Origin of the sequence: Oerskovia sp. NPDC057915, assembly GCF_042887685.1 — a bacterium.
Taxonomy (GTDB): domain Bacteria; phylum Actinomycetota; class Actinomycetes; order Actinomycetales; family Cellulomonadaceae; genus Oerskovia.
Genome location: NZ_JBHVOS010000001.1, coordinates 249327 through 264055 on the forward strand (window position 1 = coordinate 249327; position 14729 = coordinate 264055).

Sequence of the window (14729 nt, forward strand, 5' to 3'; positions counted from 1 at the left end):
CCAGGCGACCGCCGACCGGCGCATCGTTGCCCCATGACGAACCTTGACCTGCCATCGATCGTGCTCCGCTCGCGGGACGCGGAGAGCCACGGTCTGACGCGCCACGACCTGGGCCGGCCCTGGTGGGAGGCGCCGACCCGAGGGGTACGCGTGCCGACCGGCAGCGTCGACGGCGTCGCCGCCCGGTGCCGTGCCGCTCTGGAGATCTTGCCGTCGTCCGCCGCGTTCAGCCACGTCACAGCGCTCCGGCTGCTCGGGATAGAGGTGCCCTGGCGGTTGGACCGCGACTCCGCCGGAACCGACGAGCTGCCGGAGCGCCTGCACGTCGTGGTTCCTCGTCGGGACGTGCGGCCGCAGCGCGGGGACATCGTCGCCCACACGTGCATCCAGCCGGCGCTCGAGGTCTGTACGTGGCACGGGCTCCCGGTCACGACCCCCGCGCAGACCTGGCTCCACCTCTCTCACGGGCTCAGCGTGACCGAGCTCGTGGTGCTGGGAGACTCCATGACTCGCCGGAAGAACGCTGCGACGACCACCGAGCGGATGCGCGAGCTGCTGGCCGCGACGCACAAGATGCGAGGGATCGTGAGGGCACGTGCCGCGATCGAACATGTCGTCACGGGCACAGATTCCTCGATGGAGTCCCGGACCCGCATGATCCTCGTGGGCGCGGGACTGCCCTGCCCGCAGGTCAACGTGCCGGCGATCGACTCGTCGGGGGCCTTCCTCGCGATGCCCGACATGTCCTACCCTGCGCTCCGGATCGCGATCGAGTACGACGGAGACGTCCACAGGACCGATCCCGGCACATGGCGACGGGACGTCGAGCGCCGACAGCGCCTCGAAGAAGCAGGTTGGCTGATCATCACGGTCACCGCTGACGATGTGATCCGACATCCCGAGCGGCTGATCCGACGAGTGCGGGCGGCCCTGGCGCGCTGAGTGCATGATTCGGCTGCGACACGCCGGGCGAGTCGCAGCCGAATCATGCACTCAGCGAGAGCTCCCCGGTCAGCGACGGCGCGTGCCGAACACCGTCCGCGTGATCTCCCGGCCGAGCTGCGTCGCCATCGAGCCCAGGAGCTTGTCGAGGCCCGAGGACGCGGTCGACCTCCGGGCCGTGCCGGTCCGCGAGCCCGACCCCGAACCGCCCCCCGAACCGCCCCCCGAGCGGGCAGCATCCCGTTCGAGCTTGGCCCGCATCCTCTCGAGCTCGTCGGCCTGCTTCTTCGCCGCGCGGTCCGCCTCCTTCTGCGCGGCCTCCTGCTCCTTCGCGAGCCTCTCGGCGGTCTCGGCCTGCTCGGCCGCGGCGTGCTGCGCGGCGATGCGCGCCGTCAGGAGCTCGTAGGCCGACTCGTTGTCGACCGCCACGGCGTACCGCGCGGCGAGCGGCGATCCCGCGACGATCCCGTCGACGACGGGCTCGGGTGCGGGTTCCATCGACGACTGCGGCGCACGCACCCGGGTCCACGCGACCGGCGTCGGGGCGCCCTTCTCGGTCAGCACCGTGACCACCGCCTCGCCCGTCCCGAGCGACTGCAGCAGCTGCTCGAGGTCGTAGGGGGACCGCGGGAACGTCCGCACGGCGGCGCGGAGGGCCGCGGCGTCGTCGGGCGTGAAGGCGCGCAGCGCGTGCTGGACCCTGTTGCCGAGCTGGGCCAGGACGTCGGCGGGCACGTCCTTGGGGCTCTGCGTCACGAAGAACACGCCCACGCCCTTGGAGCGGATGAGTCGCACGGTCTGCACGACCTGCGCCACGAACTCCTTGGTAGCGCCCGTGAACAGCAGGTGCGCCTCGTCGAAGAAGAAGACGAGGCGGGGCTTGTCGAGGTCGCCGACCTCGGGCAGGTCCTGGTACAGGTCGGCGAGGAGCCACATGAGGAACGTCGAGAAGAGCGCGGGCCGGTCCTGGACGGCGGGCAGCTCGAGCGCCGAGATCGTGCCGCGCCCGTCGGCCGCGACGCGCAGCAGCTCGGTCGTGTCGAACGCGGGCTCGCCGAAGAACACGTCGGCTCCCTGCGCCTGGAGCGTCACGATCTCGCGCAGGATCACGCCGGCCGTCGCCGCGGACAGCCCGCCGATGCCCTTGAGCTCGGCCTTGCCGTCGTCCGAGGTGAGGTAGGCGATGGTCGACTGCAGGTCCTTGAGGTCGAGCAGCGCGAGGCCCTGCGTGTCGGCCCAGTGGAAGATCAGCCCCAGGCTGGACTCCTGGGTGTCGTTGAGGCCGAGCACCTTGGACAGCAGGAGCGGCCCGAAGTCGCTCACGGTCGTCCGGATCGGGATGCCCTTGCCGAGCCCGCCGAGCGAGTAGAACTCGACCGGGTAGGTGGTCGGCTCCCAGTCCTGCCCGATGCTCGCGGTGCGCTCGAGGATCTTCTCCCCGCTCGCGCCGGGCACGGCGAGCCCCGACAGGTCGCCCTTGATGTCCGCGACGAACGTCGGCACCCCGGCGTCGGACAGCCCTTCGGCCATGCCCTGCAGCGTCTTGGTCTTGCCCGTCCCGGTGGCCCCGGCGACGAGCCCGTGCCGGTTGAGCATCGCGAGCGAGAACCCGACCTGGACGTCGGCGCGCGGTACGGGGTCGCCGGGAGCCTCGGGGGCTTCGAGCAGCGCACCCAGCGCGAGCGTCGCACCCTTGTAGGCGTAGCCCGCGGCGACCTCGGCGGCGTAAACGTCCAGGGGGCCCGACGGCGGAGCCTGCGCGTGTGGTGCGGCCGCCGGTGCCGGGGTGGTCGGGTCGGGAGTGCCCGACGGCGCCGCGTCGGCGGGCGGGCCAGGCGCCTCGGTGCCGGGTCCGGAGGGGGAGCCGGTACCGGAGGGGATGTCGGCGCTCCCGGCCGCTGCGGCCTCGGCGGCCTCGAGCGCGGCCTGTGCTGCGGCGGCCTTGGCCTCGGCCGCCTCGGCGGCCGCCTGCGCGGCGGCTGCCTTCAGGGCGGCGAGCTCTGCGGGGGAGGGGGCTGCGTCGTCGGGCATGTCTCGGATACTAGGGCGGCGCCCCGGTGAGCGCGCGGCGCAGGATGCGACGGCTGGCGGCTGCCACGTAAGGTGTCCCGGAGATGAGTCCTGCGAAGCACCCGGCCGTCCACGTCGTCACGGACTCGACCGCCTCCCTCCCTGCCGGTGACCACCCGGCGCTGTCCGTGGTGCCTCTGCACGTGCTGGCCGGGGACGAGGTGTTCCTCGAGGGCGTCGACGTGTCGCCCGACGACGTCGCGGACCGGATCGGCGCGGGCGAGCGGGTCACGACCTCGCAGCCGACACCGCACGCCCTGGTCACGGCCTACGAGGCGGCGGCTCGGGCCGGTGCGCGGTCGATCGTCTCGATCCACCTGTCGGGCGACCTGTCGGGCACGGTGCACGCGGCGGCGCTCGCCGCGACGCGCTCCCCGGTGCCGGTGCGGGTCGTGGACTCCCGGACCGTCGCGATGGGGCTGGGTTTCGCGGCGCTCGCGGCGGCCGACGTCGCGGCGGACGGCGGCACGGTCGACGAGGTGGCCCGCCGTGCGATCGCGGTCGCTGACTCGAGCCGAGCGATCTTCATGGTCGAGTCGCTCGACCACCTGCGCCGCGGTGGCCGTCTGGGTGTGGCGGCCGCGACGCTCGGTACCGTGCTCGGCGTGAGACCGCTGCTCGCGGTGCGCGACGGCCGGATCGAGGTGATCCAGAAGGTCCGGACGCGCGGCGCTGCGGTCGACCGGCTGGTCCAGGTGGCGGTCGACTCGGTCGAGCGTCGGGGCGAGCCCGAGCTCGCGGTGCACTACCTGGGCGACGACGGTGCGGCGAGAGACGTGGCCGACCGGCTGTGGGACGAGACCGGGGTGCGGGCGGCGGTCACGCCCGTGAGCGCGGTCGTCGGGGCTCACGCGGGACCCGGTGTGCTGGCGATCGTCGTGGCGGACCGCGCGCCGTAGGTCGTCCCGGGACTGTCGGCCGTGCACAGGTCGGCCTCCGTGCGTCGTGTCCACAGCGCCGTCGTCGTGCCCGGCCAGCGGTGGGGCCAGGGGCCTAGCGTGCCCGGGTGACCTTCTCCCGGACGCGCCCACCGACCGCCGACGACGACCTGCCGCACCCCGGCGGAGGGGACCGGCTGCGGCGGTTACGAAGCGTCGACGCGGCCCTCGACCCGGTGTCGAGCGACGACCCCCTGCGGCCCTCGACCGCACCTCCCAGGAGGACTCGCGAGGGCGAGAGCGACCTGCGGGACGAGCCGGCCCCCCGGCACGGTCCTCTGCACGCGGTCGCCGAGGCGTACACCGCGGCGAACGGTCACCCGACGACGCACTCGGGTTTCGAGCACGTGCCCGACGGCGGTCCGCGCCGCTGGTCGGCCGGGGCGAGGACCGCGGTGGTCGCCGCGGTCGCGGTCCTGCTGCTCGCGGCGGGGGTGGCGGCGTGGACGCTCACCGACGGTGACGACCTGCGTCCCGTCGCGGCCCTCGGTGCCGAGCGCACGGTGGCGGGGACCCCGGGGCGCGAGGACCTCGCTGCGCCCGGGGACGACGGTGTCCCCGGGGTCGCGTCCAGCACCCCCGGGGCCGGTGCCGGGGACGGTGACCCTGCACCCGGGGTGGGCGACGTCGTCGTGCACGTGGTCGGGGCCGTGGCCGCGCCCGGGCTCGTGACCGTGCCCGAGGGGTCCCGCGTCGCGGACGCGCTCACGGCGGCCGGGGACGCCACGCCGGACGCCGACCTCGCAGGGGTCAACCTGGCGCGGGAGGTCGTGGACGGCGAGCAGATCGTCGTGCCGAGGCCGGGTGAGGTCGTGGCCGCCGCCCCGGGGGCTGCGGCCGGGGGTGGGACGTCGGACGGCCCGGTCGACCTCAACACGGCCGACGAGGCCGCGCTCGACGGACTGTCCGGGATCGGTCCGGTGCTCGCGGCCCGCATCGTCGAGTGGCGAGAGGCGAACGGCCCGTTCACGACCGTCGAGGAGCTGGGGGAGGTGAGCGGGATCGGGGACGCGCTGCTCGCGAGGCTGCGCGACCAGGTGAAGGTCTGAGACGGTGCGCGACGACCAGGTCACCCGGGAGGTCCCGTCACCCCGGCGGTCCCCCGGCCCGGCCGACCGGCCGGCGCCACCGGACGCCCCGGTGCGTCCCCCGCGGGCGACCGCGACGGACCTCCGGCTCGTGCCCGCGGCGCTCGCGTCCTGGGGGAGCGCGTGGTGGCTCGCGGGCGCCGAGCCCGAGGCCGCCCTGGTGGGGACCGTCGTGGGCACGGCGTCCGTGGTCCTCCTCGGGGTGCTGCTGCTCGTTGCGCGGCACCCGCGCGGAGTCACGGCGGCCCGCGTCCCGGAGCCGCGGACCCCTGGGCGTCCGTGGCTCGGGCAGTGCACCCTGGTCGCGGCCTGCGTGCTGGCCGTGCTGGCGGCCGGGACGGTGCACCTCGTCGCCCGCGACCGGGGCGGTACCGCCGACCTCGCTGACCAGGGCGCGACGGTCGAGGTCCTCGGGAGGGTCGTGGGCGAACCGGAGGTGGTCACGAACCCCTGGTCGGGGGCGGCGGACTCGGTCCGTACCACGCTGGCCCTGGACGCGCTCGCGGGCCGCGGCGCCGCAGGCCCTGCCGGGGGGCACGTCGACGTCCTCGCGGACGTCACGTGGGGCGACCTGGCCTACGGGAGCGAGGTCCGGGCGTCGGGCACGCTGATGCCGACCGACCCCGGGGACAAGGCCGTGGCGACGCTCGTCGCGACCGGGCCGCCCACGGTCACCCGTGCCCCGGTCCCCGCGCTGGGGATCGTCAACACCCTGCGGGCCGACCTCCTCACGGTCTCGGACGGACTGCCCGCCGATGCGCGGGCGCTGCTGCCGGGCGTCGCGGTCGGCGACACGTCGCACATCGACGACGAGCTCGACGAAGCGCTCAGGACCACGGGGCTGACGCACGTGACCGCCGTCTCGGGCGGGCACTTCGCGATCGTCGTCGCGACCGTGACGGCGCTGTGCGCCACTGCCCGGGCGCCACGCGGGGTGCGCGTCGTCGTGACGGGCACTGTCATGGCGGGCTTCGTGCTCCTGGTCCACCCCGACCCGAGCGTGCTGCGCGCTGCGGCGATGGGCGCCGTCGGGCTCGTGGGGATCGGGCTGGGGCGGCCGTCCAGGGCGCTCCCGGCGCTCGCGGCGGTCGTCGTGGTGCTCCTCGTGCTGGACCCGTGGCTCGCGCGGTCGTACGGGTTCGTGCTGTCGAGCGTCGCGACGGCCGCCCTGGTCCTCGGGACCCAGCCCCTCGCGCGGCGTCTCACGCCGTGGATCGGCACGGTGCCCGCGTTCGCGCTCGCCGTCCCGCTGACGGCGCAGCTCGCGTGCGCACCGATCCTCGTGCTGCTCGACCCGTCGGTCGCGACGTACGCGGTGCCGGCCAACCTGGTCGCCGCGCCGGCGCTCGTCCCGGCGACCGTGCTCGGGGTGCTCGCGACCCTCGTGGCTCCGTGGTTCCCCTCGGCCGGGGTGGCCCTGGCGTGGCCCGCAGGGATGGCGTCGTGGTGGATCGCCGCGGTCGCGCGCTCCTTCGCAGGCCTGCCAGGGGCCCGGATGCCCTGGCCAGGCGGGATCGGTGGCGCGGCGGCGCTCGCGGTGCTGACCGTCGTCGGGCTGGTCCTGGTGTGGCGCTGGCGGTGGGTCGCGAGCCTGGCCGGGATGCGGGTGCCGTGGAGCCGCGGCAGCGGGTGGCCGCACACGTGGCGCACGGCGGTGCGAACGGGCGCGCGTGAGGCGTTCACCGCCCGACGGCGTCGCGCGACCCTTCGCCTCCTGGTCGCCTGGGTGATGGTCGCCGTGGCGACCACCGGGTGCGTGGTGCTCGCGTGGCCGCGCTGGATAGCCCCCGCAGGACGTGACGTGCCGGACGACTGGGCGGTCGCGGCCTGCGACGTCGGGCAGGGCGACGGACTGGTGGTCCGCACCGGGGCCGGGCGCGGCCTCATGGTCGACGTCGGGCCCGCAGGGGACGCCGCGGGGACCTGCCTCGACGAGCTCGGGATCGAGCGCCTCGACCTGCTCGTGCTCACCCACTTCCACGCCGACCACGTCGGCGGGCTCGACGCGGTGCTCGACGGACGCCAGGTCGACCGGGCGCTCGTGACCGGCCTCGGCGACCCTGCCCACCAGGCCGAGCGGGTCCTCGACGACCTGACCGGCCGCGGGGTGCTCGTCGAGATCGCCGAGCCCGGGGCCGGCGGGGTGCTCGGCGACGTGACGTGGGAGGTGCTGCAGGCCGGGCGCGGCACCACGTCCAGCGACCCGACGCCGAGCCGCCAGCGAGGTCGGCCCACCCTCGCCGAGGCCGACGGAGGAGCGAACGACGCGAGCATCGCCCTGCTCGTCACGACCCCTCGGCTCACGCTCGTCGCGCTCGGCGACCTCGAGGACAGCGGACAGGAGACCCTCGACCGGACGCTGCGGTCCCGCGCCGGCGGAGCCGACGTCGACGTCGTCAAGGTCGCGCACCACGGGTCCCGCGTCCAGTCGCCCGGGCTCGCCGCGACCCTGAGCCCCACGGTCGCGATCGTGAGCTCGGGCGAGAACACCTACGGCCACCCGACCGATGCCGCGCTCGACCTCTACGAGAGCGTCGGGGCAGCAGTCCTGCGCACCGACCGGTGCGGGACGTTCGCGCTCGTCGTGCGTGACGGGGCGCTCGCGGTCGCGGGCTGCGAGGACGGCTGATCGGGCTGGCTGATCGGGATGGATGGCTGGGACGGGTGATCGGGCTGACCAGGACGGCTGGCCGGGCTGGCTGGCTGATCGGTCTGATCGGGACGAGCCGAGCCGGTTCGACCGCCGACCATGCGGTTGCGGTACGTCGAGCATGCGGTTGTCGTCCGGAATCGGGCCGATCACGACGCCAACCGCATGCTCGGCACCGGGGCGGGCACCTGCGGTCCGCACCCGGGACGTGTCGCGGGATGTGCTGCGGGTGGGTGGCCCGTGGGATCGTTGTGCCCATGGCTGCCGCTCCCTCCCGCACCTCCCGCCCGTCCGTGACGCTCGCCTGGAACGCTGTCGAGCTCGCGCCCGTGGTGCTCGTGCAGGGACCCGAGGGGCTGCTCGCGGAGCGCGCCGTCGACTCGCTGCTCGGGCTCGCACGTGCGCGCGACCCGGAGGCGGAGAAGTCGGAGATCGAGGCCGTGACCTACGAGTCCGGCATGCTGACGGTCGCCGCGAGCCCGTCGCTCTTCGGCGAGCCCAAGTTCGTGGTCGTGCGAGGCGCGGAGGCAGCGGCCGACGCACTCATCCCGGACGTCGTGGACTACGTGGCCTCGCCCGACCCGGACACGACGGTCGTGATCGTGCACGGCGGCGGGGTGCGGGGCAAGAAGATGCTCGACGCGATCCGGGCGAGCGGTGCCCCCGTCGTGGCGTGCGAGGCCATCAAGAAGGACGCCGACAAGCTCTCCTTCGTCGCCGCGGAGTTCAAGGCCGCGGGGCGTCGGGCGGATGCCGGCGCGGTCAAGGCGCTCGTCGAGGCGCTCGGCAACGACCTGCGTGAGCTCGCGAGCGCGTGTGCGCAGCTCGTCGCCGACACGACGGGCACGATCAGCGCCGCAACGGTCGACCGGTACTACGGGGGCAGGGTCGAGGCCACGGGGTTCCGGGTCGCCGACGCGGCCGTCGCGGGCAGGGCCGGCGAGGCCGTGTCGTTGCTGCGGCACGCGCTCGCGACCGGGGTCGACCCCGTGCCGCTCGTCGCGGTGCTCGCGATCAAGCTGCGCACGCTCGCCAAGGTCGCCGCGATGCGCGGCCGCGGGGGAGTCTCGGCCAAGGACCTGGGGCTCGCCCCCTGGCAGATCGACCGTGCGAAGAAGGACCTGTCGAGCTGGACCCCCGAGGGGCTCGCCGCCGCGATCACCGCTGTCGCGCAGGCGGACGCCGAGGTCAAGGGCGGCGGCCGTGACCCGGTGTTCGCGGTCGAGCGTGCGGTGCTGACGATCGCCGGGGCGCACGGCTCAGGACGTTGAGCCCACAGGGGCGTGAAATGCCGGGCCAGGACGACCGTCCCGGCGTGCGGGTCCGGCCTGCGACCCAGGACGACCTGGACGCCGTCGCCGACGTCGAGCGTCGTGCCCGTCGTGGCACGGACCGGGACCAGCTCGTGCTCGCCCTGACCGACCCGGAACGGGTCGTGGTCGTCGCGACCGTGGACGGCGTGGTCGTCGGTTGGGGCAAGACTCACTGGTGGTCGTACGAGGACGGCCCGGCACCGGTCGGCCACTACCTCGGAGGGGTCACCGTCGACCCGGACTTCCGGCGCGGCGGCGTCGGGGGCACGCTGACCCGGGCACGCATGGACTGGGTGGCCGGGCGTGCGGGCTTCGTCTGCTGCGTCGTGAACGCGACCAACGTCGCATCGCTCGCGCTGCACGAGGGTCTGGGGTTCCGCGAGGTGGCGCGTGCGGCGTCGTTCCACACGATCCGGTTCACGGGCGGGAGCGGCGTGCTCCTCCGGGCAGACCTGGGCGCGGGCCGCGCCTGACGGCACGACCCGCCCCGCGCGAGCACCCGATCCGGTGGTGCCAAGGACTCACGGCCCGCCGTGCCCCGGACGCACGAGAGGCGCTGCCCCGTGGAGGGAGCAGCGCCTCTCGACGTTCACCGTGCGGCCCGAGGTGGATCAAGGGCGCACAAGGTCACGCGTGGAAGGGAGTTGTCACGCTCAGAGAGCGTTGACGGCCTTCGACAGAGCCGACTTGCGGTTCGCAGCCTGGTTCTGGTGAATGACACCCTTGGAGACTGCCTTGTCGAGCTTCTTCGACGCGGTGACGAGGGCGCTGGCAGCGGCCTCCTTGTCACCGGCGGCGACGGCCTCGCGAACGCGGCGAACGTTCGTCTTGAGCTCCGACTTGACGGCCTTGTTGCGCAGACGAGCCTTCTCGTTCGTCTTGATGCGCTTGATCTGAGACTTGATGTTTGCCACGTGTGGACTTTCTGGTGTGTTCGCCGAAGCGATCGAATAGGTCGTAGAGGGCGATTCCAGCTCCGGGACTGGGGGTGGGGAACCCTTGGAGAGGAGCTGGAACTGTGCCCGCCGACCTGGGCGGACACGCAGCCACCTAGACTACCAGCCGACCGCGAGATCAGCCAGAATGCTCACCCGCGGCCCGCGACCCACCGCAGCCCACCGCGGCCCGCGACCCGCCGCAGCCCACCGCGGCCCGCGACCCACCGCAGCCCACCACGGCCCGCCATCCCGCCCGGACCGGCCTCCGGGTGCGCCCAGGCGCGCCCAGGCGCACCCACGTGCACCACGTGCACCCGGCCAGCGAGCGCTCAGCCCTGGATCCGGCCCATCTCGCGGACGACCGTCTCGAACGTGCGGCGGTCCATGACGGCGCCCTCGCGGCGCACCGCGCCGGGGTCGACGCGGATCACGCGGTCGAGGCGCACCTCGCTGTCGCGGCCGCGGGAGTCCCAGGGGCCGGAGCCGATGTCGAGCCAGTGCCGCCCCCAGCGCGCCTCGTCGGCGGCGTCGCGCGAGTGGTCCTTGCTCGTGAGCATGGTCGCGAGCAGCCATCCACCGTCGCGACCGACGAGCAGCACGGGCCGGTCCTTGCCCTGGGAGTGGTCCTCCTCGAAGGGCACCCAGGTCCACACGATCTCGCCGGGGTCCGGGTCGCCGTCGAGCTGGGGGGAGTACTCGGCTCGCACGCGGTCCGTGTAGTCACCGGGGTAGGTGCCCGTGCCGGGCTGGGGCCCGCTCGACGTCGCGGGGCCGGCGGGCCTGCCGTGCCCGCGGGTGCCGGCCTGCGGTCCGGGCTTGGCGCGCGTGCCCGACGCCGTCGCTCCCGTCTGCGGGCGCGGCGCCACCCCGCGCGGGGTGCCCGACGTCGTCGGGCCGGAGGGCTTGCGGGCGCCTGCCCCGTCACCGGAGCGGGACGAGCTGTCGAGCGCGCCGAGGATCGCGCGCGCCGCGTCCGTGAGCAGGGAGATCCACTTGTTCTGAGCCACGCCCGCAATCTACCCGGACCGCCGGGGCCCTGACCTGCGTGCGGGGCCCTGCGGGCCCGGCCATCGGGGGACGGTGAGCCTCGCGTGTGCGGGGTCGTGGGACAATGGTGGCTGCTGTCCGACCCTGCGTGCGACGACCAGCGACCTGCCGGGCACGTCCCGGCGGCTCACGCTCCGTCGTCGAGCACCGATCCGCAGGGGCGGGCGCCGTCCGCCGCCCCGTCTTGACCCACCACAGGAGCGCACCCCCGTTGTCCCCGATCCCCAGCGCCCAGCTGAGCACCCGCATCCAGCCCGCGGCGACGCCGCCCGAGCTGCTGCGCAACTTCTGCATCATCGCGCACATCGACCACGGCAAGTCCACGCTGGCCGACCGCATGCTGCAGCTCACCGGCGTCGTCGACGCGCGAGCCATGCGTGCGCAGTACCTCGACCGCATGGACATCGAGCGTGAGCGTGGCATCACGATCAAGTCGCAGGCCGTGCGCATGCCGTGGGCGGTCCGCGAGGGAGACGACCCGGACGACACGTCGGCCCCGCTGGTGCCCTACGCCCTGAACATGATCGACACGCCCGGGCACGTCGACTTCACGTACGAGGTCTCGCGCTCGCTCGCCGCGTGCGAGGGGGCCGTGCTGCTCGTGGACGCCGCGCAGGGCATCGAGGCGCAGACCCTCGCGAACCTGTACCTCGCGATGGAGAACGACCTCGCGATCATCCCGGTGCTCAACAAGATCGACCTGCCGGCCGCGCAGCCCGAGAAGTACGCCGAGGAGATCGCGGGCCTCGTGGGTGTCGACCCGTCGACGGTCCTGAAGGTCTCGGGCAAGACGGGCATGGGCGTGACCGACCTCCTGGACCGCATCGTCGAGGAGGTGCCGGCCCCGCAGGGGGACGCCGACGCCCCGGCGCGCGCCATGATCTTCGACTCGGTGTACGACACCTACCGCGGCGTCGTGACGTACGTCCGTGTGGTCGACGGCAGCCTGAACCCGCGCGAGAAGATCGTCATGATGTCGACCAAGGCGACGCACGAGCTCCTCGAGATCGGCGTGAGCGCACCCGAGCCGCACCCCACCAAGGGGCTCGGGGTGGGCGAGGTCGGCTACCTCATCACGGGTGTGAAGGACGTGCGCCAGTCCAAGGTCGGCGACACGGTCACGAATGCCGCGAAGCCCGCGGACGAGGCGCTCGGCGGCTACAGCGACCCCAAGCCCATGGTGTTCTCGGGGCTGTACCCGATCGACGGCTCGGACTACCCGGTGCTGCGCGACGCGCTCGACAAGCTCAAGCTGAACGACGCCGCCCTCAACTACGAGCCCGAGACCTCGGTCGCGCTGGGCTTCGGGTTCCGCGTGGGCTTCCTTGGCCTGCTGCACCTCGAGATCGTGCGCGAGCGCCTCGAGCGCGAGTTCGACCTCGAGCTCATCTCGACCGCCCCGAACGTGGTCTACGAGGTGACCCTGGAGGACCGTTCGGTCGTCACGGTGACCAACCCGAGCGAGTTCCCGGGCGGCAAGATCGGCGAGATCCGTGAGCCGATCGTCAAGGCCACGATCCTGTGCCCGACCGAGTTCATCGGTGCGGTCATGGAGCTGTGCCAGGGCAAGCGCGGTGTGCTGGGCGGCATGGACCACCTGTCGCAGGAGCGCGTCGAGCTGCGGTACACGCTGCCCCTCGCGGAGATCGTGTTCGACTTCTTCGACCAGCTCAAGTCCAAGACCCGCGGCTACGCGTCGCTCGACTACGAGCTGTCGGGCGAGCAGGCTGCGGACCTCGTGAAGGTCGACATCCTGCTCCAGGGCCAGACCGTCGACGCGTTCAGCGCGATCGTGCACAAGGACAAGGCGTACTCGTACGGCGTCATGATGACGGAGAAGCTCAAGGAGCTCATCCCGCGTCAGCAGTTCGAGGTCCCGATCCAGGCGGCCGTGGGTGCGCGGGTGATCGCTCGCGAGACCATCCGCGCGATCCGCAAGGACGTGCTCGCCAAGTGCTACGGCGGAGACATCAGCCGCAAGCGCAAGCTGCTCGAGAAGCAGAAGGAGGGCAAGAAGCGCATGAAGACGATCGGTACGGTCGAGGTCCCCAAGGACGCGTTCATCGCGGCGCTGTCCTCCGACGGCGCGGGCAGCAGCGGCGGCAAGGACGCGAAGGACAAGTCCAAGAAGTGATGTGCTGCTCTTCTCGTGAGCGCGTGGTCCTCGATGTGCTGGGGGCCGCGCGCTCCGCGGCGTCCGGGGAGCGGGCATGAGCCCGGCGCTCCCGGACGGCATCCCCGTGCCCGACGACGGCGCTCTGCCCGCGTGGGTGGGTGCCGGTCCCGCCGGGGCGGGGCCGGACGACCACGCGGGTCGTGACTTCGGTGTGTACCTGCACGTGCCGTTCTGCACGGTCCGCTGCGGGTACTGCGACTTCAACACGTACACGGCCTCCGAGCTGGGTGGCGGTGCGAGCCAGGCGTCGTACGCCGACACCGCGCTGCGCGAGATCGAGCTCGCGCAGCGGGTCATGGAACGTGCCGGCCTGGCCTCGCGCCCGGTCTCGACCGTGTTCGTGGGCGGCGGTACCCCGACCCTCCTGCCGGCAGGCGACCTGGGGCGCATGCTCGCGGGCGTGCGTGACGCCTGGGGCCTGGTCCCCGGCGCCGAGGTCACGACCGAGGCGAACCCGGACTCGGTGACCCCGGAGTCGCTCGCGGAGCTCGCCGCGGCGGGGTTCACGCGCGTGTCGTTCGGGATGCAGTCGGCCGTGCCGCGCGTGCTCGCGACGCTCGAGCGGACGCACGACCCGCGCCGCATCCCCGACGTGGTGCGCTGGGCGCGCGACGCGGGGCTCGCGGTGTCGCTCGACCTCATCTACGGGACGCCCGGCGAGAGCCTCGACGACTGGCGGACGAGCCTCGAGGCCGCGCTCGCGACGGGGGTCGACCACGTCTCGGCGTACGCGCTCGTCGTCGAGCAGGGCACGAAGATGGCCGCGCAGGTGCGCCGCGGGGACATCTCGTTGCCCAGCGAGGACGACCAGGCCGAGAAGTACGAGCTTGCGGACGAGCTGCTCACCGCGGCCGGGCTGGAGTGGTACGAGGTCAGCAACTGGGCCCGGCGGGCGCGGGCCGACGACGCCCAGGCGCCGGGCACCGTCGCAGCGGACCCGGCGTTCGTGTGCCGCCACAACCTGGCGTACTGGCGGGGCGAGGACTGGTGGGGGATCGGTCCCGGGGCGCACTCGTACATCGGAGGGGTCTCGCACCGTACAGATGGTTCCGAGGGCTCCGCGGACCTCACCGGCGCTCCCGACGACGCGTCCGACGACGCGGCCGCGCCTGCGCCGGGCGGCCGTGAGGGCGTGCGATGGTGGAACGTGAAGCACCCGCGACGGTACGCGGCGTTGCTCGAGGCGGGCAGCAGCCCGGCGGCCGGACGAGAGCTCCTGACCGTCGCGGAGGCTCACCTCGAGCGCGTCATGCTCGGGGTGCGACTGCGTGAAGGACTGGACCTGAGCGTCCTTACCGAGGTGGGTCGACGCAACGTGGCCGGCATGGTCGCGGCGGGCCTCCTCGACGGCAAGGCGGCGATCCGTGGCCGCGGGGTGCTGACCCTGCGGGGACGGTTGCTGGCGGACACGGTGGTACGGGAGCTGACGGACGGGTGACGACGGTAGGGCAGTCGGCTCGGGCACAGGCCGGAGCAGCCGGGACCTCGACCGACCGCGTCGACGTGTGGCAGCGACTGCGACCGGCCGACCTCGACCTCGCGGCGCCGGACCGGTCCCTCGTCGGGC

The 14729-nt window shown here is 73.6% G+C and carries 11 protein-coding genes; 8 read left to right on the plus strand and 3 right to left on the minus strand.

Going from position 1 to position 14729, the window contains the following annotated elements; all coding sequences use genetic code 11:
* The first annotated feature begins 33 nt into the window (after positions 1-33).
* On the plus strand, positions 34-942 hold the full coding sequence (locus ACFVQ3_RS01175; RefSeq protein WP_387634047.1) for a hypothetical protein: 909 nt from the start codon (positions 34-36) through the stop codon (positions 940-942).
* A 69-nt stretch (positions 943-1011) separates the two neighbouring features.
* Here the strand turns inward: ACFVQ3_RS01175 and ACFVQ3_RS01180 are convergent, their stop codons facing one another.
* Positions 1012-2973 (minus strand): helicase HerA-like domain-containing protein, encoded by a 1962-nt coding sequence (locus tag ACFVQ3_RS01180; RefSeq protein ID WP_387634049.1) that lies wholly within the window; start codon positions 2971-2973, stop codon positions 1012-1014.
* Between the two features lie 83 nt (positions 2974-3056).
* Between ACFVQ3_RS01180 and ACFVQ3_RS01185 the strand changes: the two genes are divergently transcribed.
* The 5 genes from ACFVQ3_RS01185 to ACFVQ3_RS01205 all read left to right on the plus strand — a co-directional run bounded on the left by ACFVQ3_RS01185 (position 3057) and on the right by ACFVQ3_RS01205 (position 9474).
* On the plus strand, positions 3057-3911 hold the full coding sequence (locus ACFVQ3_RS01185; protein WP_387634051.1) for a DegV family protein: 855 nt from the start codon (positions 3057-3059) through the stop codon (positions 3909-3911).
* Between the two features lie 107 nt (positions 3912-4018).
* Positions 4019-4999, plus strand: a complete 981-nt coding sequence (locus ACFVQ3_RS01190; protein ID WP_387634053.1) for a helix-hairpin-helix domain-containing protein — start codon at positions 4019-4021, stop codon at positions 4997-4999.
* Between the two features lie 91 nt (positions 5000-5090).
* Positions 5091-7667, plus strand: a complete 2577-nt coding sequence (locus tag ACFVQ3_RS01195) for a ComEC/Rec2 family competence protein (protein WP_387634055.1) — start codon at positions 5091-5093, stop codon at positions 7665-7667.
* A gap of 278 nt (positions 7668-7945) precedes the next feature.
* Entirely contained in the window at positions 7946-8959 is a 1014-nt protein-coding gene (holA, locus tag ACFVQ3_RS01200; RefSeq protein WP_387634057.1) for a DNA polymerase III subunit delta, read from the plus strand.
* A gap of 17 nt (positions 8960-8976) precedes the next feature.
* Entirely contained in the window at positions 8977-9474 is a 498-nt protein-coding gene (locus tag ACFVQ3_RS01205) for a GNAT family N-acetyltransferase (RefSeq protein ID WP_387634059.1), read from the plus strand.
* 180 nt (positions 9475-9654) lie between these two features.
* On the opposite strand, the gene rpsT is transcribed toward ACFVQ3_RS01205, so the two are convergent.
* Complete coding sequence (gene rpsT, locus ACFVQ3_RS01210) at positions 9655-9915, minus strand: 30S ribosomal protein S20 (RefSeq protein ID WP_138824098.1); 261 nt, start codon at positions 9913-9915, stop codon at positions 9655-9657.
* 353 nt (positions 9916-10268) lie between these two features.
* On the minus strand, positions 10269-10946 hold the full coding sequence (locus ACFVQ3_RS01215) for a type II toxin-antitoxin system PemK/MazF family toxin (protein ID WP_387634061.1): 678 nt from the start codon (positions 10944-10946) through the stop codon (positions 10269-10271).
* A 251-nt stretch (positions 10947-11197) separates the two neighbouring features.
* Between ACFVQ3_RS01215 and lepA the strand changes: the two genes are divergently transcribed.
* On the plus strand, positions 11198-13120 hold the full coding sequence (lepA, locus tag ACFVQ3_RS01220) for a translation elongation factor 4 (RefSeq protein ID WP_387634063.1): 1923 nt from the start codon (positions 11198-11200) through the stop codon (positions 13118-13120).
* 76 nt (positions 13121-13196) lie between these two features.
* Positions 13197-14600, plus strand: coding sequence for a radical SAM family heme chaperone HemW (gene hemW / locus ACFVQ3_RS01225; protein ID WP_387634065.1), 1404 nt, complete (start codon positions 13197-13199; stop codon positions 14598-14600).
* The last annotated feature ends 129 nt before the right edge of the window (positions 14601-14729 follow it).